This is a genomic window from Vibrio sp. SCSIO 43009 (genome assembly GCF_023716525.1).
Classification (GTDB): Bacteria; Pseudomonadota; Gammaproteobacteria; order Enterobacterales; family Vibrionaceae; genus Vibrio; species Vibrio alginolyticus.
Genome location: NZ_CP071842.1, coordinates 1,953,063 through 1,975,732 on the forward strand (window position 1 = coordinate 1,953,063; position 22,670 = coordinate 1,975,732).

20 protein-coding genes are annotated in these 22,670 nt (G+C 40.3%); 6 read left to right on the forward strand and 14 right to left on the reverse strand.

Annotated elements, in window-relative coordinates; genetic code table 11:
* Positions 1 to 170: 170 nt before the first annotated feature.
* The 5 genes from J4N43_RS09165 (at position 171) to J4N43_RS09185 (ending at position 3,959) form a co-directional block, all read left to right on the forward strand.
* On the forward strand, positions 171 to 866 hold the full coding sequence (locus tag J4N43_RS09165; RefSeq protein WP_005377954.1) for a DUF2786 domain-containing protein: 696 nt from the start codon (positions 171 to 173) through the stop codon (positions 864 to 866).
* 208 nt (positions 867 to 1,074) lie between these two features.
* Positions 1,075 to 1,743: a YiaD family glycine zipper/OmpA-like lipoprotein gene (locus J4N43_RS09170; protein WP_005395877.1), complete on the forward strand. Its 669-nt coding sequence runs from the start codon at positions 1,075 to 1,077 to the stop codon at positions 1,741 to 1,743.
* Positions 1,744 to 1,819: 76 nt separating this feature from the next.
* Entirely contained in the window at positions 1,820 to 2,794 is a 975-nt protein-coding gene (locus J4N43_RS09175; RefSeq protein ID WP_017634859.1) for a molecular chaperone DnaJ, read from the forward strand.
* Positions 2,795 to 2,971: 177 nt separating this feature from the next.
* A complete protein-coding gene (locus J4N43_RS09180) occupies positions 2,972 to 3,154 on the forward strand; it encodes a hypothetical protein (RefSeq protein WP_005377960.1) in 183 nt (60 codons plus the stop codon).
* 412 nt (positions 3,155 to 3,566) lie between these two features.
* Positions 3,567 to 3,959, forward strand: coding sequence for a SulA-like leucine-rich domain-containing protein (locus J4N43_RS09185; RefSeq protein ID WP_005377962.1), 393 nt, complete (start codon positions 3,567 to 3,569; stop codon positions 3,957 to 3,959).
* Between the two features lie 660 nt (positions 3,960 to 4,619).
* On the opposite strand, the gene J4N43_RS09190 is transcribed toward J4N43_RS09185, so the two are convergent.
* The 14 genes from J4N43_RS09190 to J4N43_RS09255 form a co-directional block, all read right to left on the reverse strand.
* Complete coding sequence (locus J4N43_RS09190; RefSeq protein ID WP_053350430.1) at positions 4,620 to 4,967, reverse strand: hypothetical protein; 348 nt, start codon at positions 4,965 to 4,967, stop codon at positions 4,620 to 4,622.
* Between the two features lie 14 nt (positions 4,968 to 4,981).
* Positions 4,982 to 5,323 (reverse strand): hypothetical protein, encoded by a 342-nt coding sequence (locus J4N43_RS09195; RefSeq protein ID WP_031854115.1) that lies wholly within the window; start codon positions 5,321 to 5,323, stop codon positions 4,982 to 4,984.
* Between the two features lie 13 nt (positions 5,324 to 5,336).
* Entirely contained in the window at positions 5,337 to 5,675 is a 339-nt protein-coding gene (locus J4N43_RS09200; RefSeq protein WP_053350431.1) for a hypothetical protein, read from the reverse strand.
* 12 nt (positions 5,676 to 5,687) lie between these two features.
* A complete protein-coding gene (locus J4N43_RS09205; RefSeq protein WP_031854116.1) occupies positions 5,688 to 6,011 on the reverse strand; it encodes a hypothetical protein in 324 nt (107 codons plus the stop codon).
* A 35-nt stretch (positions 6,012 to 6,046) separates the two neighbouring features.
* Positions 6,047 to 6,376, reverse strand: a complete 330-nt coding sequence (locus J4N43_RS09210) for a hypothetical protein (RefSeq protein WP_031854117.1) — start codon at positions 6,374 to 6,376, stop codon at positions 6,047 to 6,049.
* Positions 6,377 to 6,520: 144 nt separating this feature from the next.
* The gene (locus tag J4N43_RS09215; RefSeq protein ID WP_053350433.1) at positions 6,521 to 6,841 is read right to left on the reverse strand and encodes a hypothetical protein; all 321 of its coding nucleotides are present in this window, start codon (positions 6,839 to 6,841) and stop codon (positions 6,521 to 6,523) included.
* Positions 6,842 to 6,992: 151 nt separating this feature from the next.
* Complete coding sequence (locus J4N43_RS09220; RefSeq protein WP_062730693.1) at positions 6,993 to 7,850, reverse strand: immunity 49 family protein; 858 nt, start codon at positions 7,848 to 7,850, stop codon at positions 6,993 to 6,995.
* Positions 7,838 to 11,959, reverse strand: a complete 4,122-nt coding sequence (locus tag J4N43_RS09225; RefSeq protein WP_053350840.1) for a DUF637 domain-containing protein — start codon at positions 11,957 to 11,959, stop codon at positions 7,838 to 7,840. Before J4N43_RS09225 ends, J4N43_RS09220 begins: the two co-directional genes overlap by 13 nt.
* Positions 11,960 to 11,971: 12 nt before the next feature.
* Positions 11,972 to 15,199: a hypothetical protein gene (locus J4N43_RS09230; RefSeq protein ID WP_062730694.1), complete on the reverse strand. Its 3,228-nt coding sequence runs from the start codon at positions 15,197 to 15,199 to the stop codon at positions 11,972 to 11,974.
* Between the two features lie 186 nt (positions 15,200 to 15,385).
* Positions 15,386 to 18,511 (reverse strand): FhaB protein, encoded by a 3,126-nt coding sequence (locus J4N43_RS09235; RefSeq protein ID WP_158159625.1) that lies wholly within the window; start codon positions 18,509 to 18,511, stop codon positions 15,386 to 15,388.
* A 286-nt stretch (positions 18,512 to 18,797) separates the two neighbouring features.
* A complete protein-coding gene (locus J4N43_RS09240; protein WP_053349532.1) occupies positions 18,798 to 19,130 on the reverse strand; it encodes a hypothetical protein in 333 nt (110 codons plus the stop codon).
* 37 nt (positions 19,131 to 19,167) lie between these two features.
* Positions 19,168 to 19,512 (reverse strand): hypothetical protein, encoded by a 345-nt coding sequence (locus J4N43_RS09245; RefSeq protein WP_053349531.1) that lies wholly within the window; start codon positions 19,510 to 19,512, stop codon positions 19,168 to 19,170.
* A gap of 54 nt (positions 19,513 to 19,566) precedes the next feature.
* The gene (locus J4N43_RS09250) at positions 19,567 to 19,914 is read right to left on the reverse strand and encodes a hypothetical protein (RefSeq protein ID WP_238966574.1); all 348 of its coding nucleotides are present in this window, start codon (positions 19,912 to 19,914) and stop codon (positions 19,567 to 19,569) included.
* Between the two features lie 69 nt (positions 19,915 to 19,983).
* Complete coding sequence (locus J4N43_RS09255; RefSeq protein ID WP_053349530.1) at positions 19,984 to 20,319, reverse strand: hypothetical protein; 336 nt, start codon at positions 20,317 to 20,319, stop codon at positions 19,984 to 19,986.
* 1,187 nt (positions 20,320 to 21,506) lie between these two features.
* Between J4N43_RS09255 and J4N43_RS09260 the strand changes: the two genes are divergently transcribed.
* A complete protein-coding gene (locus tag J4N43_RS09260; protein ID WP_053349529.1) occupies positions 21,507 to 22,610 on the forward strand; it encodes a phosphoribosylaminoimidazolesuccinocarboxamide synthase in 1,104 nt (367 codons plus the stop codon).
* Positions 22,611 to 22,670: the final 60 nt, after the last annotated feature.

Below are 22,670 nucleotides of genomic sequence, written 5' to 3' on the forward strand. Positions count from 1 at the left end.
AAGTACGACTTCATACTGATTACGACGAACTAAAACGCCAGCCTCGCTTAATGCGAGGCTTCTTTTTATGTGCTGAAATTATCTTCAGTCCCACCTTGTATTTCGTTTTTATGTCAAAAAAGGTAATATGTCTGACTTCATAAATTTTCTGCTTTCGTTACTGGTTGTCGATGGATAAACAAAAAGCTCTGAAAAAAATCGCCAAGTGCTTAGAACTGGGCAATTCCGCTAATGTTAATGAGGCTGCCAATGCTATCAAAATGGCACATCGCCTCATGCTTAAATATGGTCTCGATAAAGACGATATTGAGTTCATCAGAATGGGAAAAACACAATCTTCTCATCTGCTACCAGCGAACATCAGTTCTACCATATTGCGAGTGATTCGCGGCATTAACACAAAATTCGGTGTCGAAGCAGTATTGTTGAATCACAAAGGGCTCAAACGTGTCGAATTTATCGGTGAAGCAGATCGCGCTATTTTTGCTGCATTTGCTTTCGATATTGTTTATCGCGAGATGAACGAAAGTACCGGACAATTCCGAAACAGCTTTGCTGGCACCGGCACCTCTTCTCAGGAAGTGACTCGCCGTGTGAACTCATTTGTATCTGGCTGGGTGGAAGGCGCGATTGAAAAATTGCCAATTATTTCTCCAGATGAAGAGTCGGCCAATAAAATTAATGACTATATTGATAAAGAATTCCAAAACATTGACCGCGAAACGTTCAAGAAGCAATTGAAAGAAGCAATGAAAAACCTAACTGAAGACTACGAAGTGGGCTTAAAGAAAGGTAGAAAGGTTTCAGTTAACCGTGGAGTGGGCGGCGAACAAGCACGCAAAATGTTGGGCGATTCATCGAAATAGCCAGAATAGTAAAGGATTCACATAAGCAGCAATGACTTCGATGTCGATGGGGCTTACTTTGACAGCTTTGGCAGTATTGGTAGGAATTTTCTTACAGAAACTCTTATCAATCTTACTTTCTCATAACAAATATTAATGCTTGTTTATTCATAATTCGCATCCCATTATGAGGCATGGTTTCGCCTCAGTTTTATACGGAGATTTTCCCTTGAAAAAGATGCCTATTGCACTAGCTCTAGTGCTAGCTCTTACTGGCTGTCAAGCCACTCAACGCCAAAATGCAACAACGGGTGAATACGAAACTAACTCCACCACGCAAGGCGCGCTTATTGGTGCGATCGCTGGCGCAGCAATCGGCCTAGCAACGGGTGATGATGCTAAAGAACGTCGTCAGCATGCACTCATTGGTGCAGCCGCAGGCGGAGCGACTGGCGCTGGCGTTGGTTACTACTTTGACCAACAAGAAGCGGAATTACGTCGCGCTTTGCTAAACTCTGGCGTACAAGTTCAGCGTGTTGGTGAAAATCAGCTTTTACTGCGTATGGAAAACGGTATCGGCTTCTCTTCAAGCTCTTACCAGCTTGATGCTAGTATCCATAACACTCTACGCGGTGTTGCTCGCATCCTAGTTGAGTACCCAGATACCAGTCTCGTTATTGACGGTTACACGGATAGCACAGGTAGTGAGTCATACAACCAAACGTTGTCAGAGCGCCGTGCAGAGTCCGTACGTCAATTCCTAGTATCTCAAAACGTTGCACCTGGTCGTGCAATTGCACGCGGCTACGGCGAACGTAACCCAATTTGCTCAAACCAAACTTCTGAAGGTCGTGCGTGCAACCGTCGTGTTGAAATCCAGATCTTGCCACTGAAGTAATTTGGTTGCACCATAACGGTAATAATAAAAAATTACCGGAGCAGGCCTAACCATTATCGTTAGGCCTGACATATTAATGTCTGTCAAAACGTCTGCCCTACTCTGCTTATTTAGCCTCAGCTTTTCTGGCTACTCACTTGCCTCTCAAGCTCCAAATGACCCCATCGAACAATACGAGTACGCACAACAATTATTGGCATCAAACGAAGCTGAAGCCTCACCAGAAACGCGCTACTGGCTAGAGCAATCCGCCAACCAAGGTTACCTCCCTGCACAAAAACAGCTCGCGAACGACTTTGCTAAAGGGATAAATGGCGAAAAAAATGAAACACAAGCGTTATATTGGCTAACCTCTATCGCACTCAATGACCCAACCGATCGTGGCTTTCTTCTCGCCGATTTTATTCAGCGCAATCCAGATAAGGTCACAACTTCTCAATTGACTGAAGCCTTGTATCAAATGGCTTCTCAGCATAATCCAGCAGCAGAACAAGCTTATAATCAACTGTTAGAGCAGCGCTTCAACCAACTGCGAGCTAAACAAGTCTCGCAAATAAAGTCGCTCGATAAAAAGGCTGAGCAAGCACAGGAAGAGAAAAGCACAGTTGCAAACCCCAAAGTAGAACACTCGCAGTTTTTATGGCTGATCTGGCTAGCGGCGATACTCATCATCAGCGGCTTAAGTTTTCTCGTAATCAAGAAACTTAAGCAAAATAGAAAAGCGCTTGAAGCCAAAGAGGAAAGCCAAAATCAACGAATGGCGAAAAAAATAAAAGAGCTAGAGTTTACGAACAAGCAACTGAAACGCCAGCTAGAGAAAGTATTCAAAGAATTTAAGAAATCCAAAACCCAGGCAGAGAACCATAAGCTAAGCGTCGCGTGTGCTATGTTTGGCTACACACCACAACACATCCCTGATTTACAAGCAATCAAGCTACGCTATAGACAGCTATCAAAGCTTTATCATCCTGACACAAGAGGCAGTGAAGAAGAAATGAAGCGACTCAATCATGCCTTTAAGCTCGTCTCACAAAATGTTACAAAACAGTAAAAATAGGTCAGGATACTTTGGCTAGCATGCTTTTAGACCTATATAATCAAGCGCCGCAATCGATCTCCCTCTCAAACAAATTAACAGACATTTAACTTAAGTCGCGCTTTTATGCCATAATGCCCGGCGCAAAATAACACCTAACGACTCAAATTAATCTAGGTGGGGAGAAAATCAATGTTCACTGAAGAAGGCACCTGTGATTGGTGTAAAAAACCTAGTCTTGTAACTCGTCACGATTATTTAGATGGCAAGCACCACTACTCATGTAAAGCTTGTTACGATATGGCAAAAATCGACGTGCGCCTATTTAACCAAGGCGAATTGCAAATGCGCGAACGTTTGCAACGAGCGAGCTAAGCAAGACGGAATCAATGGAACTGATTTTCAAAAGCGCCTTTTATAAGGCGCTTTTTTGATCTCCCAAGCCTATTTCCAATCTCTATCTCGTATTCCCTCCTATCCTACATAGCATGTCGCATCGGTTATCAGCCCTCTTCCACTGTATACAAACCACTGTCCGTGAAAAACACCTGTATATACAGTAGTAAACCCCTGTATGTCTCTCGTCCAACTTTCTACTCACCTCACATTTTTAAATTGATGTTAGACATATCAGAAATAAAAAATAAACAAATAAATTCAATTACTTAAAGTAAAATTCTTTTATTTCCTTTTCAAAAAACCGCAAATAACTTTTGAGAAACTTGTTGATCAGGTCGCCAAAACAAACTACTGTATAGGCATACAGCATGTATAAAGGAACAGTAAGATGCAGTTACAAAGTCAATCTCATACATACTCTCGTTACAACGTATTGGCACAAGCAACTAAGCCCATGGCCGTTTCGGATCAGCTTCTATCTAAGCTGGCTGTTTTATCGCAGCAGAAACAATGGATTTTGTTTACAGCAGACTGCCCTCGTCCAGACTTTGAACAACTCACTGCTTCTAATATTTGCTGTAAAAACGTTATTCAAATGAAGCCCTCTCAACAGCTTTCAGAAGTCGAGATCGTGATAAAAGCCATCCGATCAGGCAATGCCAGTGCTGTTGTCGCATCCAATAAAATTGCACTTATGAATCAATCTATGTTGCGCGACATGGCGCAGCGCTATCAGTGTGAAGTCTTTTTCGTCGAAGGCAGAGTTAATAAGTACCACTAATAAGTTCGACGTTATCCATCCTGCATCTCGCCTCCTTTTTAAGGGGGCTTTTTTTGTGCTTTAACAAATTAAGGAAAACGTTTGAATAGTGAACACACCTTAACAGAGCTATGTTTTGTATAAATCAAACATAAAAAGGCTCTAAAAAGAGCCTTTGACGATGATGTATGCACTATTGGAAAGTTATTGCTGTAACAGGCGTATATTTGTATTTAGAATCATCAATATTGTAATGTACTGTGATACTACTTTTCGTGTGCTTTACTGACAACAAAGTAGACAAAAATGTATCAAATGCGATATCACTTTTATTTATGCGAAAGTAGCTAGCATTGCTTGGCATGTTTTCCAATGTGAATAATATGCCACCTGCATGACTATTTTTCCAATTGCCTCCATATAGATTTATTTTACTTACCTTACCAGTGTGGGACTCTGCGTAGACATTGAATGAGATTAATCCGATAAAAAATAGTGTGAGTAGTGTTTTCATTTATTTAATCCTTAAATACCCCAGCTTTTTACTCAAAGTGAAGAAAGAGGGTGCATGCTTTAGCACACCTGAATAATAATGCGGAGTTTGCTTATTTGAACTCTCTTGGTAATCTGGAAGTTAAGACCCAAAATACGTCGACCAACTTTTAATTTGGAATCTCTTATTTAGTCAAGAGACTCTCTGATCATGACATAATGTGGCTTTTCAGAAGCGGTGTAACGTTTGATATCACTGCACTTTTTAAGATTGTAATATTGCATCATTAAAGGCTTTCGTGTTGTCACTGCAGTCAGGGCCATTGATGCCCAAGATTTACACGTTTCAGGAGCAACCCCATTTCTAGATGTATTAACATTACATAATCCAACAGATGACGCCCATGAAGTACTCACGATTAGAGCACCATCGCTCTGTATCCATACATCATTGACAAGGCCTTCACAATGAATTGACTCTGCCGTCATGGCGGAAGCAGAGAAAAGACACAATAAGAATAAGAACTTTGTTTTCATGTTGTTCCTTTAATTTAAAAATAGCTTTCCTGAATAGCTAAGAAGTCCAGTTCACATGTCCCCTTCAAAGAGAAAGCTCGCACTTTTTTTCCAGCCATATAAGCTGAAAGTGCTAGAGAAGTAATTTGCTCCAAACCTTTATCTGAGTGTTTTGAGTGCGTAATTATTGCCACTCCGTCACAATCACTATTAAAAATTTTCGCTTGATCGTCAAAATAGACTTTTGTCGCTTTAAAAGTTGCTTGGTCGTACACTTTTATGCCTTTAAGACGCCCGTGTGCGATATCTTTCGCGTCTGCTAACACAAAGTTTGAGCACAAACAAAGAGGGATGATTAGGTAATTTAAAATTTTCATACTAGGCTCTACGCTAAAGTGGGAATGCAAAAATCCCTTCGATGGAACAATGCCACCAACCTTTGTGATTGGTTTCTTGGTAACGGATATTCCCTTTAAAGTTTTTGGTAGTCATCATCGTAAGTAAAAGTGAATAAAGCTCCTTGTAGTTAGGGTTAGATTTACTGAGTCTTCCTCCCTTTTCATGACTACAACCAGGCATAGCGCCTTGCTGGAACTCAATGTAAAGTCCGTCCCTTGCGTCATGGTAAAAAGCAACAGGGTATAACTTTTCAATTTGTGGGCCTGTTTTTATCTCAGCGTAAGCGTGGAATGAGAAAAGCGTAATCATCAATAGCAAATATTTTTTCATCAGTATTTCCCATTATCCCGCAGGATCAACTTGGTTAATCACACAAAACGAAGAACCACTTTGGATACCAGAGGTATAAACGGTCACGCTACGTTTACCTGCAAGCCATAAAGCAAGAGTGGTTGATGTCATTGCACTAAATTCTTGTTTAACTAACATCCAACCATACGGAGAACCCTCGCAGTTATCTGGTAGGCCAGTATCAAGCATAATCAATAAGCCTTGCGTCGTTGTTGTTAGATTTTTGATATTCCCTGACAAATAGGTCGACGCGCCAAAAGACACTGGAGACCAAAGCAGTACCCCAATAACAAAAAAACTTATAATTCTACGCATATTTGCGATTCCTTTTCCGTAAGTCATTTAAACGTTCAGTCAGCCAATAAACCTAATACAACAGCTTTAGGTACCGTACTCCCCCAAGGGCTGGGGCTGCACTGAGTCGCCCATACTCGGATTCTTTTTCCAGAAGCAACCGCTGTTAAGGCCTGTGAATACATTTGCTCGAAACTAGGTGTATCAGGAGACAACTTAACCACCTGTCCATTACTGCAATTAAGTGGATTTTGAATGGTGGTTTTAGGTATTAAATATACCGACCCTTTTTCCGCCCTGATCTCTTGTAGTTTAAACTCCCCTATTCCTGCCGAGTACGCGATAGAGCTATAGATAAAAAAAGAAAATAGTAATATTTTTTTCATTGTAAATTTCGTTTTTTGGTTGAGAAAGCCCACCCAAAGAGTTCAACTCTTTAGAGTATAATTAAACGCATTTGAGACTTGTAATAAAAGCTATCTATATAAGGACGCTTTTACTTTTTACGTCGCAATAAAAATTTATGGTTTTTATTTATCTGAAACTACATACGATATTTTGCATGAACCTTTATCTGAGACGCGCAGCCAAATTGGGTGTTCCGTTGTATGTGAGGTTAATATTAAACTATAAATTGAATCATAGTTTTTATGTCCTAGCTCTAGTTTTAAATAGTCGTAGGTTCCGGCGTCACAATCTAATTTTTTCTCATCACCAGACGTTCCAACAGAAATACCCGACTCAGTAATCACTAAACGAGTAATTTTTACATTTGTACAGTGGACACCACTACAATCAGCGAAGCTTTGCCCAGACAGTAGCAATAACGAAGTTAATAGCCATTTTTTCATATTAAAAATCACAGGTATGCTTGCTCACCCTTGTTACAAGCTTCTTTGTATAGGGTGAGCAATGGATTTTAGTTTCACTCTCTTACTGAGGAAACGATAAGGCACTACTTACTGCCCTTCAATTAATGAAGAGCAATAAGCATCGTTTGTATCAGGCTAGCAAATCCTGCTCGCCGTACACGAGCCACTTCGGCAAATATGCGGTTTCTGGAATCGTCCAGCCATACTTATCGTATGCTAATGCAGCAAGACCAGTCAGTTTCAGAGAAACATTTCCTTTTGGCGAATAACGAACATCTTCATTCATATAGAACTGGTAATGCGCCTCTAACGCATCCCTCAGTGCTTCTTGATAATGTGACTCATCGCCATCGATAATGGCAACAAACACGTTCACAAAAGGAATAAACAAAGAGTGTACATATGGCACTCTGGTTGATTCTAAATGTTGCGGGGAGGATTTCTCCATCACCGTTTGCAATAACTCAGGTAATGCTGATGAATTGCTAAATACACCGTTAACGAACTCGACCAGCGCAACATCGAAAGGATCTTTTAAACGCACTAACGACTCATCCATGATGGTCATCAGCTCTACGCAGCGCCAATCTCTCGCGGCCATCGCTAAACAGATTTCATCCAACCATGCATCCATTGTTCCTTCTGCAATAGAACGGTTACCCACTTCCGAAAATTGTCGGTGCCCAACGGAGAATTCAACCACTTGGTCTGCATGATTGGCCAGCAAGTACACGTTATTCAGTAACTCAAGCGCCCTTTTTATATAAGCTGGCGAGGCCTGATGTTGCCCGTATTTTGAAGCAGTGAAGAATGCACCAAGCGAATACCAAGCATCGCTACTCATTCTTTTGAGAGGTTGCTGATAAAAAGATTGTTTGTCATCCAACATTTTTTCCCAAAAGCTGTAGAAACGTTCGTCTTCTTCACGAAAAATACGCAATTTTCTTTCTTCAGGTATATCTAAATAGTGATTTTTTATTGGTTCCATAAAGTCAACGCTCCTACTTCGTACTCTTTGGCGGTGTAATTCTCTCTAATCGTCGATGAACCATCAACATACTTTTGCTGGACGACTTTCATGCGGATCTTATCACTATTTTCAGCCATAAGGTCTACGGTTTCCTGCAATGCCGAGACGTCATCTCCACGTTCTTTGGCGATTGCGATCTTTTTGACCATATTCTCGTGAATAGACTGAATATAATCTCCTGATGCTTGCTCGACTCGCTTACCGTTGTGCAATCGACTGCCTAGTGTGGAGTTTCCTCCTTTTGCGTCGAAGATACTAATAATCGACGAGCCATCTGGAGCCTCACTCACCCAGAGTTGGTCAAATTCACCCGATTTTTGTTTACCTGGTAAAGAAGTCGCCAATTTTCTAGGATTTTTGAGGGTTGATAAAGCTTCTACCGTTGTTGCGATCTCACCAATGGCTTCACTTATCATTCCTTTTCTAGCTTGAATAATATCAGGAGAAAGATCTTTAGAAACTGAAATCTCGTCTCTCAATTTAGTTAGCTCTTGAATATTGAGGTCCTTATATTCCACACCGCCAATTTTCACAGACTGAGTCACCGCAGCTAAACGAGTTTTTCCGTCGCCTAACACTTCGTTTAAGTCTTTTGGTATACCGCGAGAGTTATCGGGTTTTCCCTTTGGTGTAGCCTTAACATCAATTTTTTTAGTCGCTGGCTTTCTAAATCGCTTAGATACAGTGTCGAACTCGTAATTCTTCTCTATAAAGTATGCAAGATCCTCATCTTTATATTTCCCATTTGGAACGTGTTGACTGTACTGTGCTTTCAGTGCGTCTATGTCATCAGGACCGTATTCATCAAGATCTATAACCTCATTTCTTGCTCTTCGGTGTTGTAGCAAAGCTTCTTGATAGTTATCACCTTGCATCATATTCGCCATGCTTTGGTTCTCTGGGCCCCCAGCAGTCGCAAGCTGGTTATGACGACTTAGCATCATCGCCTCTAGACGATCCATGAATTCGCCCAACCCCATGCTGTTTAATTTAGCAGCAATCTTTCTCATCATTCGAGAACCAGGCACAAGCTGTCCTATTGACGCATCAATAGCAAAGCCTTTAAGCAGTTCTTGCAGCGCGGCGTCACCTGCCGCTTGACCTTGTTTATCATAAGTATCAGCTACTTCGTAAAAGTCAGCCGCAATGGTAACTGCATCAATGACTTTTAGAAGAATAGGGATGAGAAGCAAGAACAGCGCATTATTTTCAGCCGCGTTTTCACCAGCGCTAGCCGCAATATCAACATCACCACCGGCGGCAAACGCAGCCAGCCCGGCGCCTAGTTTCGCTAAATCGACCCCAGCAGCTTTAAGTTCATTGAGCTCAGCTTCAATTTGGCCTCTGTGTTCTTCTACAAATTGACGATCTAATTCAACAAGATCAACCGCACTTAAATCTGAATTCTCAGACTTTGCTGATTCCTTTAACTTATCAATTTTGTCTTCAAGAAATGCTTGTTGCTTCTTAGCATTTTCCTCGACTTGCTTTCGAGACAAATCGCCAATGACTTCACCGACTACCGCGCCTCCTGCACCAGATGAACAGGAAAGACTATTTGTAGAGCCACCCTGAGCTTCAGCTAACGCCGCTCCATAAACACAACCAGCACCAGCGTGCGCTATATATCTTATTGCATCGCTCCAGTTGTGATCCTCAGCTAATCCTTTTATCTCTTGTGCCATGCTCTCGCCAAGGCTATTGGCAGCGGCAACAAGCATGTTTTGCTTCAGTGAGTCGCCAAAGTCGCCAAAGTCTCCACCGTTAATCAACGTAGAAACACTTGAGCGGATGACAGAGCGCATCAATGCATCTTGTGCTTGCTCGATTAAGTTTATCGATGTTTGATTGGCATTCATGGCAGAGCTAATGTCTGCACTATTAAAGAAGCTTGAGTTTTGGAAAGCCTCGCTATTTAAGACACCAGCGGTTGCCATTGAAATAGCCAAAGACCGAAGACCGTCCGATGACACAATTTTCTCGATCGCGCCGTCTAAGCCATCACCATTGGCAAGGCTTGTCGCTGCCGAGGTAGCAAGTGTAACCGCCCCAGCTTGCATTGCCGCAGCACTAATACCGCCAAAAGAAGAAATTGAGCCACCAGCTCCGATCCAACCGGCACCAGCAGGCCCCATTGCCACAGACACTGCAATAGCAATGATAGCCATTGCCGCAGGTGATAGATTAGAGGTCTTTTCATGGATGTGGAGTTCTTCTAATCTTTGATACACCAATTCGATATTTTCACTGTATTGAGGGTCATTGTATAAGTCGACCATCCAGCTTAAATCTTCAGCTGCACCAAGCTCTGACAGTACATCGTTCAGCGTTTGACCGTCTTTTTGGCCTAATTCTAGAGTAACTCCTTGTGTCGCATGTATCTTAACGCCACCAGTGATACTGTTATAAACTGCTGTTTCTACTTGATCTTGTTTGGTTTCAGTTTTTATTTTCCAAAAGCCTTTCTTTACCTTGTTAAAGAAATAATGGTCTTGTTCTTTAGCAAGTAATAGGTGGACTTTACCCAACATGGCATTAACGCTTGTTCCGTCTACAGAGTCAATTTTGGTCGCCTTCAGAGCAATATCACCCATAGAAGAAGAGATCATGACATTTCGCCCAGCACTTAGCGCGGAGCGAATAGCAATTGATTGAAATTCACTTTCCTGAATAGTGGTTTTGCCAAATCTTCCGTATCTAGAGGATTGAAACTTGTTATCAGCATTTGCAATATGAACCCCTTGCTGAGCAAGAATAGAAAGTACTCCTTTGTCAGCAAACACCTCAGATGCATTAATAACAACTTGTCCTGACGCCATTAACGAAATGCTATCTTCGGCCGTCAATTTAGAACCGAAATGTTCAACAATTGACTCATCTTCTTTAAAACCGTTAACTTGCTCATTTCGGACATAAGTCGTCTGTTGGCTAGTAATGAAAATATTACTACCAGCATTAAAGATGATATTCTTACCCGTTACTTGGCCACCAGCTATATCGATATCAGAAGCCGATGAAATAGATATCGTGCCATTTTTTGCATTTACTGAAGAAATTTTACCAAGACGACTCCCTTGCTCATATTTTGTAGCAAATCGATGTACCATCGTCTTTTGAACATACTGCCCCGTAATAATATTAGCGTTGCCAGTGTCCGCGTTTACCGTACCCGCATTAAACAATGTGCCACCAACATTTAGGTTTAGATCTTCGTCAGCAATAATCTTTGCATGCTCGCTAACTGAAAGATTACCCGTTGCATTTAGGAATGCATTGCGTCGTGTGAGTAGTGTACCCGAGTTAACAGTGATATTACGGAAGTTGGCGTAATCTCCTGAGACTTCTACTGTGTGACCCGCAATTTTTGCACTATCGATGGTTGCATCGGTTAAATGCAACACAGGAACCAGTACTTGTTCGCCATTAATATTGCGCAATTCTGGCCAAACGAAATCATGCTTAAATGCGTTAACTTGCTGACGGGTTACTTTTTCACCATATTTTACGCTGTACTTGGCCGCAAAACTTTTCGCATTTTGGTAAAGGTAATTAATCTGTTCCTTTTCTGTTCTCGGATCAATGTTCTTTGAGCCTGACTGATAGATGGACATTTTAGGTAAAATTAAACGATCAATTTCGCGTTGCATTTGCATGCGAATTAAGCGTGCCTGTACAAACTTATCACCGATTCTTTTATCAACCGGATAATGTGGGAATATAACGGTTATATCACCTACCGCAATCGGGATCATCAGTGGCTCAGGCAAGCCCGATTTATTATCGTTTAGCAGCGTTTTGTGAAACGATACTAAGTCTTGAGCCGTCTCTACTTGGTTGCTAGCGATATAATACGCTTTTTCAAACTGACGTTCTCGGTTATAAACGCGAGAAAACTGAGGAGACGCATTTACATTAGTGATAATAGTCGCATCATTGATCACCTCTGCCGCACTCGCGACTCCAGGTAAAACAATTTGACCAACCATAACGAAGCTTAATAAGTACGAGGTGCACTTTTGCCACAATGGAGGTGGTAGATCTGCCATTTTTTCAATATTTTTATTCATTTTAAAACCAATTTATTCCGCAAGATAATGACTTAGCTGCCCTTGAGTTACGACAATCGAATCGTTAACTTTTTTATATTCCAACGTATTTCTCGAATAACGATCTCTTCCACCCAACTTCAACTTAGGATATATTCTTTTAAAATTAATCGTCACATTATTACCATTTACTTTATGGGACTCATAGACAATAGTTCGAGCAAATTTACCTTCATATTCAGCTAATATCGACTGCTTTCTTCCTTCTGGTATTATTGTTTTTAATAAGTTATCTATTGCTATAACTTGTTGAGCTCCACTCAACACTACTTTTTTATTCTTTATCTCATCACCTAGAGAACCATGAGGAATAAATCTTTCTAATACACTCAGGTCTAGCTGCACTTTTTGATAAGTGACTCCTTCATCATCTGGAATCATACCGCTTTGGCGCGTGTACATGCTGGCAAGAACTTTGTAAACTAGCTCTATTCGATTCGAATTTTTTACAATATTTACGGTTTCATCCCCGGATGTATCAATTGCCACCCAAAGATAGTTTGTACGGAAAGAGTAAGAGCCTTCAGGAGTATTTAATCCTACCTTCAACCTTTCCCTTTCATATTCTTCAGCCTCTTTTACTGTTTTGAACATCCCAGTAAAACTTAGATATCTTTCTGCAGCAGCTTCTAACTGGTTAAGAGTATAAGATGTACCACCAAATTCTTTCTCACTCTGTGTTTCATCATAGATCTCTTTCCAGTTGACACTGAACTTATATGGACGAGTTAATTTCCAATCCGTAAGGTCTTTATAATCGTCAGACCACGGCAGACCTTCAGGCCAATTACTTGGCTTTGATGAGTAAGCGGTATATAACAATACCTCTCCTTTTACAACATCTGAAACAACCTCTATATTTGATAGTCGATATTCGTAATTAAATGTGCTGTAAATTGATGATGCATTTGTAAGAAAATTTCTGTAATCAAAATGTTTAAATAAAACTGGTTCATTTTCATCTATAAAGTTTTTGACTATATTTGAAATAATAAATTGCTGATCAGTGTCTAAGGAGTTTATATTATCGATAATCAAATCAGATTCTGTAGCAACTTCACCATTTACACCAAATACATTTCCCTCAAAAGAGAGCAATGTTTCAGCCTCTGTTCTTGTTGTGACGTACTCTCTGTTACAACCTCGGTAGTTCAAACATGATGTAAGACCTTCAAAGTCCGTATTTTCTGTATCAGTACCTACCTCTAAGCCAATGCTTTTAGTCGTACTATTAAAAAAACGTACGTCTTTAAAGGCTTGAAAGTAAGATACTTCGTTAAACAGCTTACTGCTTTCCACTTTTTTCGGATCGCTTGTTCCACCACGACTAAACTGGAAGTCACCAAATGAAAACACACGCCCCGGCGGTGAGTAAGTTAAGATTTTTGTTTCAGTACCAGACTTATAGTGACCTATCTCGTTTTTCTTGCTGTCATCTTGACTGTATTCAACAACACGGTAAGGATAAGATTCAAAACTGATTTCGTATCGCTCGTTACTAAAGATTGGTGAGTTAACTAAGAATTCGCCACCACCGTTCAGCCCCATAATGGCAGATGAGTTCAAAACGTATCCACTAGCTTTTAATTTCAAGCTTCGTTCCGCCTCAATCGCGACTTGATTGGCTTTGATGCCATTGACTCGAATACCCGCATCCCAGTTGACGCTATTACTTTTCTTAAGACGATATGGATTAATGTTTTCAATTCTTTTCGCTTGTATGGTTAAATTATCCGCAAGAATAGAAGCTGACACCGTACTGGCGCTATTTGCATTAGCTATCCTTGTTTTTGTATTTTTATCTTCCTTAATTTTTTCTTGTAGCTCATGCCAAATACCAAACTGTTTTTTGACCTCATAACCTTCGCCGCCAATGGTTAATACATCGTCAAGGTACACGACTTTATCAACGAGAGAGCCATTAATTACCGAGCCAGACTTTGAATAAAGTGTCACGTTTTTACCCAACACTTTGCCGCCAAAGCTGTTGTAAATGGACTTTTCCGTCTCTACATCAATGTTTGCCGATTCCACCACGCCATTATTGATGAACTGGTTTGCGGAAACTTTTACCTCATCCGCAGCAACATAACCCTGTTGAAGCACGTCATTAAGAGCAATCAAAGTCATATCACCACCAATCACTTTTGCTTGCTTATTACCCTGCTTTAGTATGTGTATATTGCTCAAGCTTTTTAACGAAAGGTGATTATCTGACGACAATTTAGCAGTGGCTTTTACATGAATATTCTGATATTCCTTACTCTTATATTTGCCCAAACTCTGAACAAAAACACCTTCAGTCGGCGCATAAAGTTTACCGTTATGTTGACTGGTACTTAGTGCATCAGACATGGTGCTCATGTCTGCATCTATCACAATATTGTTCGGGCTAGCAATCGCAATAGTCGCTGCTCGGAATTTACCTTTAATCGTCGACCAAGCAGAGCTCAATGTTGCGGACTTCACGGCTAAATCTTCGTAGCTGACTTTAAGGCGGCCAGTAAACATGTTGATACCACCTGCGCCTACTACTTTACTCCCCCTATCGACAATTATCATGCCTGACTCAGGATGATTTTCCGCACGTAAGTTAGTATCAATTGTGCCAGAGGTATCAATGGTATCTGCAATCAATTCCAAGGATTGAAGGCCCGGTGACACCAAGCCCTTCACCGTGACTTTTCCATCTCTGACCGTGGTTAAATCACCAATGCCATTCACAGTTTTTGCGCTCGATGAGTAACTTGGCGCCGCGGCTGCCATTGTCACGCGACCAACATTATCAAAACTACACTGTTCACAAGTTAATTTGCCACTTGCGCTTCGTGTAATAAATAGAATGTCTACCGGAGAGCCAAGAATAGAGAACTGATCTTTTAAGGAGATATTGTTGGACTCAATAACAATTAAATCCGCTTTGCCCGTACCGCGCACTCCACCGGATGTATCATCGGTATTAACAACAGTAAGAGGCTTGCCACTTAACTCAAACTTACTGAACACATTGTAGGAAATGCCATTTTTTGCTTTTGCTGGTACTAAAATATCAAAGTTGCTCGAAGATTGTTGGATCACCTGAGTGTCAGTTCTACTTGAAAAACCAAAACTCGACGCAGTCGCATGGCCTGTAAATAAGCTCGCTGAAATAAGCGAGAGAAACGCAATTTTTACGGATTTGCGAACCGACTTCGTTTCCATATTAAGCCTTTTTTTCGTCACAAAGATTAATTATTGTGACCATTATCAATGAAACCAAAACACCAAAGGGCTGAGCCATTTATTAATTAAACTTCCCATATAAGTAGTAATCAATAGAGATAAATGATAAATAGCCTTAAAGCTTCCTCCCTCAATCAAAGGGAGGAAGTGACTATATAACGTCTTTTATAGGTAATGACTGAGCTGGCTTTTCGTTAATATGGTTTTTTCATAGATAGCCCTATTGAACCAATGACAACCACCATAATTTACACATCCATATGTTTTAATTATCCTAGTATATTCTATCTCTATATTATTCCCTATGACTTTATGAGAGCGATAGGTTGTTCTATCGAATGTCTTAAAATCCCCTCGGAATCCACGATGTGGATTTTTTGGATAATCAATAGTGGTAGGAATCGTTTTCAAATAATTAGTGATTGCAATGTTCATGTTTGAGCCATTTAACTCTATAGGTAAATTTGGCCTCAAATATTCAACAGGCAAGTATTTCATTAACTGTGTTAAGTTAACTTTTTTTCTTAGATACTGTTTCTCTTCATATTCGAACCTTTTGTAGTAAGTAACAAGAAACTTATCACGCTGTACATAGTTTATTGTTATAGTGTCTGAATCCCGTTCTTTGAAAACATCTATAGTGTTAAGGTCAATGTAACTATATAGTAGTTTTCCATATCTATTATTTGTGCTAGCTTTTTTAAAACTTGTTACTTGCAGATAAGTTTTCGCTGCCTCTTCAATCTGCTTTAGGGTGTAGCCTGTAGAATCAAGTTCTTTATCTCCTTGATCTTCATCGTACTTCTCTTTCCAGTTTACTTTAAACTTATACGGTTGGCTTATTTTAAAACTCGTTAGATCTTTATAATCATCAGACCAAGGCTTTCCCGTTGGCCAATTATCTGGCTTCGCTGTAAATCCTGTATATAATGACACCTCTCCCTTCACGAAGTCTGATACTACTTCTACCTTCTCTAATCTATATTCGTAAACACAAGTGTTCCATATTTTGCATAACCCAATACCCCATATATACTTTTCATCTAAACGATTCGAATTTTTAGAGACATAATTATTAACTATATTCGAGATGACAATTTGCTTGTCAGTATCTACTGAGTTTATATTTCTGATAACCAAATCAGATTCTGTGGCAACTTCACCGTTTACACCAGACACATTTCCCTCAAAAGCAAGCAATGTTTCAGCCTCTGTTCTTGTTGTGACGTACTCTCTATTACAACGTCGATAGTTCAAACATGACGTCATACCTTCAAAGTCAGTGTTCTCTGTGTCTGTACCTATTTCTAAGCCAATGCTTTTAATCGTACTATTAAAGAAACGCACGTCTTTAAATGCTTGGAAGTAAGAAACCTCATTAAACAGTTTACTGCTTTGCACTTTTTTCGGATCGCTTGTTCCACCACGACTAAATTGGAAGTCACCAAATGAAAACACGCGCCCCGGCGGTGAGTACGTTAAGATCTTCGTTTCTGTACCAGACTTGTAGTGACCTATCTCGTTTTTCTTGCTGTCATCTTGACTATATTCAACAACACGGTAAGGATAAGACTCAAAACTGATTTCGTAACGCTCGTTGCTAAAAATCGGTGAGTTAACTAAGAATTCGCCACCACCATTCAATCCCATAATGGCAGATGAGTTCAAAACGTATTCGCTGGCTTTTAATTTTATGCTTCGCTCAGCCTCAATCGCGACTTGGTTTGCTTTAATACCATTAACACGAATACCCGCATCCCAGTTGACACTGTCGGCTTTTTTAAGGCGATACGGATTGATGTTCTCAATTATCTTCGCTTGTATGTCTAAATTATCTGCAAGAATTGAAGCGGAAACAGTACTGACGCTGTTTGCTGAATTTATTTGTGATTTTATATCTGGGTCGTCGTCTAACGACTGCCATATACCAAACTGCTTGTCAATATCGTAACCTTCGCCACCAATGCTCAAGGCGCTGTCAAGGTATACTGCTTTATCTGTACGAGAACCATTAATTACGGCTCCAGACTTTGAGTAAAGTGTCACGTTCTTACCCAACACTTTGCCGCCAAAGCTGTTGTAAATGGACTTTTCTGTCTCTACATCAATGTTTGCCGATTCCACCACGCCATTATTGATGAACTGGTTTGCGGAAACTTTTACCTCATCCGCAGCAACATAACCCTGTTGAAGCACGTCATTAAGAGCAATCAAAGTCATATCACCACCAATCACTTTTGCTTGCTTATTACCCTGCTTTAGTATGTGTATATTGCTCAAGCTTTTTAACGAAAGGTGATTATCTGACGACAATTTAGCAGTGGCTTTTACATGAATATTCTGATATTCCTTACTCTTATATTTGCCCAAACTCTGAACAAAAACACCTTCAGTCGGCGCATAAAGTTTACCGTTATGTTGACTGGTACTTAGTGCATCAGACATGGTGCTCATGTCTGCATCTATCACAATATTGTTCGGGCTAGCAATCGCAATAGTCGCTGCTCGGAATTTACCTTTAATCGTCGACCAAGCAGAGCTCAATGTTGCGGACTTCACGGCTAAATCTTCGTAGCTGACTTTAAGGCGGCCAGTAAACATGTTGATACCACCTGCGCCTACTACTTTACTCCCCCTATCGACAATTATCATGCCTGACTCAGGATGATTTTCCGCACGTAAGTTAGTATCAATTGTGCCAGAGGTATCAATGGTATCTGCAATCAATTCCAAGGATTGAAGGCCCGGTGACACCAAGCCCTTCACCGTGACTTTTCCATCTCTGACCGTGGTTAAATCACCAATGCCATTCACAGTTTTTGCGCTCGATGAGTAACTTGGCGCCGCGGCTGCCATTGTCACGCGACCAACATTATCAAAACTACACTGTTCACAAGTTAATTTGCCACTTGCGCTTCGTGTAATAAATAGAATGTCTACCGGAGAGCCAAGAATAGAGAACTGATCTTTTAAGGAGATATTGTTGGACTCAATAACAATTAAATCCGCTTTGCCCGTACCGCGCACTCCACCGGATGTATCATCGGTATTAACAACAGTAAGAGGCTTGCCACTTAACTCAAACTTACTGAATACATTGTAGGAAATGCCATTTTTCGCTTTCGCAGGTACCAGAACATCAAAGTTGCTTGAGGAGCTCTGACGCACCTGAGTATCAGTCCTGCTTGACAGACCATAACTTGATGCCAACACATGGCTTGTTAATAAACTCGCTGAAAGGAGCGAGAAAACTGCAATTTTTACGGATTTGCGAACCGACTTCGTTTCCATATTAAGCCTATTTTATGTCACGTATAATAGTTGTTGTAACACTTATCAATTACAATAAAACGCCAAAGGTAACGATTCACTTGTTGATTCAATGCTCTTCATAAGAAAGCAGATTTATCTGGGTTTAGTCCGACTTGCTAGACATATAAGAGAAGAAGTTCTTAGAAGATCGCCCTACTTTCACTTTCTGATGTTAAGAGTTTCTGACCCAGAAAATACCTGTGGCAGGCCGACTAACAGCGCTAACATGCACCGCAAGTAACGGTTCATAACACTTTTCGTTGTTCTAGGGTTTAACCAAGAATCGATCGACGACAGCAGCACATTTCTTAGTTTGCTCTGCATCGTATCTGAGAAGAATTTTTTTCTTCGCCATAAAGGCTGCCATTATCACACTAACTTTCGTATCGTAATTTTGTGCTGAAGCAGGAATATCAAAACGGTAACCACCATCGCAGGCAGAGACAGATTCATCTTTATATTCCGTATAAAAATTCAATCCTCCATTGTTGGGGTAAAGTTTCTTGATTTCTACATATGGCGAATCTTTCCATTTAACTGCAAATGCAGACGAAGATAAGCTCGCGAATACAGCGATAGCCAGTAGACATTTTTTCATTATTTTATTTGCCTTTATTCTTTGAAATTTGAGTTAATTAACTCGCAAAAACCCAGTTTATATTTTTAGCCACCGACCAACTCTTGAGTGACGAACACGAGTCTATATTTGGTAGAAAGGTGATATTAACTACTTTATCTTGTGATTTTGCAGCAAGTAACGTGCTGTACATAGCTTTGCAACTCTCGACCTCTACGTTGTTGGTCTTATGTTTTACATTACAAAGATATACACTTGGTAACCCTCCAGGACCACTGACTAGCACCGTCCCTCCTCGTCCGATAGCAAGATTACTGACCTTTCCTCTGCAATGTGTATCCGCAAACGCCGGTAAAGTCACCACAGAGATAAATAAACCGACAAGGCAAACAATTTTATTCATTTTTCATTATTCCTCTTTTAGAGTTTGTGATTTTACGAACGCAGCTTGGCTAGGTTAAAAAAGACGCACATGGCCGATGGTCGCAAACGTTGGTCCGACCCAATGCGTTTTATCGCAACTTGCATTTACCCATATATCCACCTCTTTACCCGCCATATGGGCAGATAACAGAACGGTAAACCAGGTTTTATTGGTAAGTGGATTAAGAATGATATCCCCGCTTAAAATGACTTCACAATTGTGTGGATTTCGGAAACTTGCGAGCTTAATTAGTGCTTGTGTTTCATTAAGTACATAGATACTGGAAATTTTAGATTTACCTGACCACCCCGGAGCTGCAACAGAATGAAAGGATGTAAGCATTGCCAATGTCATACTCAATATTAAAAACCAAGTTCTCATGTTGTATCTCCTCGATTTGAAATTTGGGCAACAATATTTCTATTCGTACATGTTGTGATTTCAGGTTCTCTAGCCAACCCGATGTACTCTCATGCGATTTCCAACACAAGAATCCTTATGGCTCTCTTTATCATACCCGATGTTTACTTTCTCTTTAGTTGAGTATGCTAATAGTAATCGTGACATAATGATCTGGCGGGACTCCGGCGATATTGCCGGATCGATAGCCATATAATCAGTCAAAGTACACTTTGGGTGAGAATCGGGCATACCTTCGACTCGGATCAGAATAATAGTATTTCCTGGGTAAGTTAGAACCGCTTTTACTTCACCTGAAAAGTTTGCTGTATACCTTGCGCTCGCCGCCAGAGGAAATAATAAAAGTAGTAGTAAGATGTTTTTCATATCTAGCTTTCCAAACCTAACACTCAGTTATTTAATCTAGGCCCTAATTTCTCAACTAAAACATCACCTGTCTGAGGGGTTATGCTCAACCCTTTGACCTCACCTATACAGGTATATTTGCCATAACTTGCAAATGATAGACCTGATAATAAAGTAACAATTAGCGCTTTTTTGATAACCTTTACCTCACTTGTTGAATAAATAATCCTGATCCTTATAAGTAGGCTCTAATTAAGGATATACACCGTTCCATTTGGAGTAACTGTGTTATATGTAAACTCAGGTTTAGAGTACCAACCAACTGATTTACAAGAATGAGCATAAAGTTTAATCCTCTTTTTTGTATTAAACGCCGCTAATATGGTTGAGTAAATTTCACTGTACTGGGGGTGTGTTTTTTGATTAAAAAATCAACATTCGTTAGTACAGTTCATCGGATTTCCAAAGTTTCCATACACCATAAACCCATTACCTCGCTCTATATCTATTCTAGTGGGTACAGCTTCATTAGAAAACGCGCCAGAAAAGACAGGCATAGATAAAAACAATAAAGATAATTTTCTCATTACTTACACCATGTTCTATTTTTTAAAATACTGTAACTAGACGATCGGCAAGCTTATTGTCCAAATTGAACACCATTAAAATAGCGGGCTATTTTACACATTCAAATCAAAAATAAAATCATTAAGTCAAAAAATTGTCAAAAACACAGGTTTCAATAGTAACTAAGAACACATTTACGCCTATCTACAGCCACAATTAAGATTATTGTTAATAAAAGTTAAGACTCGAAAAAATTAGAAACATCTAAATTAGATTTAAAAAATAAAACCAAATACATTACGCCATATTGAAAATAATCCAAATCAACTTGTAACTTATATTTTTCATCTAGAAATAAGCTCTATTTGTCTTTATCTCCTAGCTAGAAATCTGATTAACAATGACGCACGCCAACCGTTATTACTATTTCAATACGGGAGATTCTTCTAACTAATGGAATCATGAGGCACTTTCTTGCCAACTGGTAACAAATTAACCCACAGTACAAGGCAAACGTTTGCTTTTTCTCTGGCGAGTTAAAATAGTTCTGGTATGATGCCCACATTCGATTTATTCAGCGTCCACATTTTGCTGAATATCTTCTCTTTCTGACGTTTGATTAAGATGATAGGAATGTCGCAATGAGCCTTGCTAATCAAGTACTTGCCGTCAATGACGACCTGCCAATTCGCACCCATAAACCCGTTCATAGTGGAAAAGTTCGTTCAGTTTACTGGTTAACTGAAGAAGACAGCGCCCGACTGATCAAAGAAAAAGGATACGATGTCGCTCCAGATGCGCCTTTGGCTATCATGGTGATTAGCGACCGAATCTCTGCATTCGATTGTATTTGGTATGCTGAAGGTGGTCTTAATGGTGTCCCGGGTAAAGGGGCTGCGCTTAATGCGATTTCTAATCACTGGTTCAAACTGTTCAAAGAAAATGGCTTAGCAGATAGCCATATTCTAGACATTCCTCACCCTTTTGTTTGGATTGTACAAAAAGCCAAACCGGTAAAAATCGAAGCCATCTGCCGCAAATACATCACGGGTTCGATGTGGCGCGCTTACGCAAATGGCGAGCGCGAGTTTTGTGGAATCCAACTTCCTGAAGGGTTAGAAAAAGACAAAGCACTTCCAGAATTGCTAATGACCCCATCCACAAAAGGCATTCTAAAAGGCATTCCCGGTGTGCCAGAAGCGGATGACGTAAATATTACTCGTCAAAACATCGTAGACAACTACGAAGCATTTAACTTCTCAAGCGCTGACGATATCGCACTCTACGAAAAATTGCTGAAAGAAGGCTTTAACGTTATCAGCCAAGCGTTAGAAGAAATCGACCAAATCTTTGTCGATACCAAATTCGAATTTGGTTATGTTCATGATGCTGCTGGCAATGAAAAGCTGATTTACATGGATGAAGTGGGTACACCAGACTCGTCTCGTATATGGGATGCTAAAGAGTACCAAGCAGGTCACATCGTAGAGAACTCAAAAGAAGGTTTCCGCCAGTTCCTACTTAACCACTTCCCTGACCCAGATATCTTGCTAAACAAAGAACGTATGCCAGAGCGTGAAGCACTCGCTCGTGATAATGCTTTACCCGTCGAATCTTTGATGGCGATTTCGAGCACCTACATTGGTATTGCCGAGAAGATTACAGGCAAGCCGATTCATTTGAGTGAGAATCCGAAAGCGGAAATCATCGAAGTTCTGAGCAAAGAATACGGATTGATTGACTAGCACTGTCGCTAGATTGCTAAACGCTTTCCAATAAAAAGTCCGCACTAGCTTGCGGACTTT

Excerpts from the sequence above, each read along its gene's own strand:
- J4N43_RS09235 (WP_158159625.1), bottom strand. The coding sequence starts at position 18,511 with ATGGAAACGAAGTCGGTTCGCAAATCCGTAAAAATTGCAGTTTTCTCG.
- J4N43_RS09220 (WP_062730693.1), bottom strand. The coding sequence starts at position 7,850 with ATGGAACCAATAAAAAATCACTATTTAGATATACCTGAAGAAAGAAAA.
- J4N43_RS09200 (WP_053350431.1), bottom strand. The coding sequence starts at position 5,675 with ATGAAAAAATATTTGCTATTGATGATTACGCTTTTCTCATTCCACGCT.
- J4N43_RS09190 (WP_053350430.1), bottom strand. The coding sequence starts at position 4,967 with ATGAAAACAAAGTTCTTATTCTTATTGTGTCTTTTCTCTGCTTCCGCC.
- J4N43_RS09205 (WP_031854116.1), bottom strand. The coding sequence starts at position 6,011 with ATGCGTAGAATTATAAGTTTTTTTGTTATTGGGGTACTGCTTTGGTCT.
- J4N43_RS09240 (WP_053349532.1), bottom strand. The coding sequence starts at position 19,130 with ATGAAAAAATGTCTACTGGCTATCGCTGTATTCGCGAGCTTATCTTCG.
- J4N43_RS09185 (WP_005377962.1), top strand. The coding sequence starts at position 3,567 with ATGCAGTTACAAAGTCAATCTCATACATACTCTCGTTACAACGTATTG.
- J4N43_RS09230 (WP_062730694.1), bottom strand. The coding sequence starts at position 15,199 with ATGGAAACGAAGTCGGTTCGCAAATCCGTAAAAATTGCGTTTCTCTCG.
- J4N43_RS09165 (WP_005377954.1), top strand. The coding sequence starts at position 171 with ATGGATAAACAAAAAGCTCTGAAAAAAATCGCCAAGTGCTTAGAACTG.
- J4N43_RS09180 (WP_005377960.1), top strand. The coding sequence starts at position 2,972 with ATGTTCACTGAAGAAGGCACCTGTGATTGGTGTAAAAAACCTAGTCTT.
- J4N43_RS09255 (WP_053349530.1), bottom strand. The coding sequence starts at position 20,319 with ATGAAAAACATCTTACTACTACTTTTATTATTTCCTCTGGCGGCGAGC.
- J4N43_RS09245 (WP_053349531.1), bottom strand. The coding sequence starts at position 19,512 with ATGAATAAAATTGTTTGCCTTGTCGGTTTATTTATCTCTGTGGTGACT.
- J4N43_RS09175 (WP_017634859.1), top strand. The coding sequence starts at position 1,820 with ATGTCTGTCAAAACGTCTGCCCTACTCTGCTTATTTAGCCTCAGCTTT.
- J4N43_RS09260 (WP_053349529.1), top strand. The coding sequence starts at position 21,507 with ATGAGCCTTGCTAATCAAGTACTTGCCGTCAATGACGACCTGCCAATT.
- J4N43_RS09225 (WP_053350840.1), bottom strand. The coding sequence starts at position 11,959 with ATGAATAAAAATATTGAAAAAATGGCAGATCTACCACCTCCATTGTGG.
- J4N43_RS09215 (WP_053350433.1), bottom strand. The coding sequence starts at position 6,841 with ATGAAAAAATGGCTATTAACTTCGTTATTGCTACTGTCTGGGCAAAGC.
- J4N43_RS09195 (WP_031854115.1), bottom strand. The coding sequence starts at position 5,323 with ATGAAAATTTTAAATTACCTAATCATCCCTCTTTGTTTGTGCTCAAAC.
- J4N43_RS09250 (WP_238966574.1), bottom strand. The coding sequence starts at position 19,914 with ATGAGAACTTGGTTTTTAATATTGAGTATGACATTGGCAATGCTTACA.
- J4N43_RS09210 (WP_031854117.1), bottom strand. The coding sequence starts at position 6,376 with ATGAAAAAAATATTACTATTTTCTTTTTTTATCTATAGCTCTATCGCG.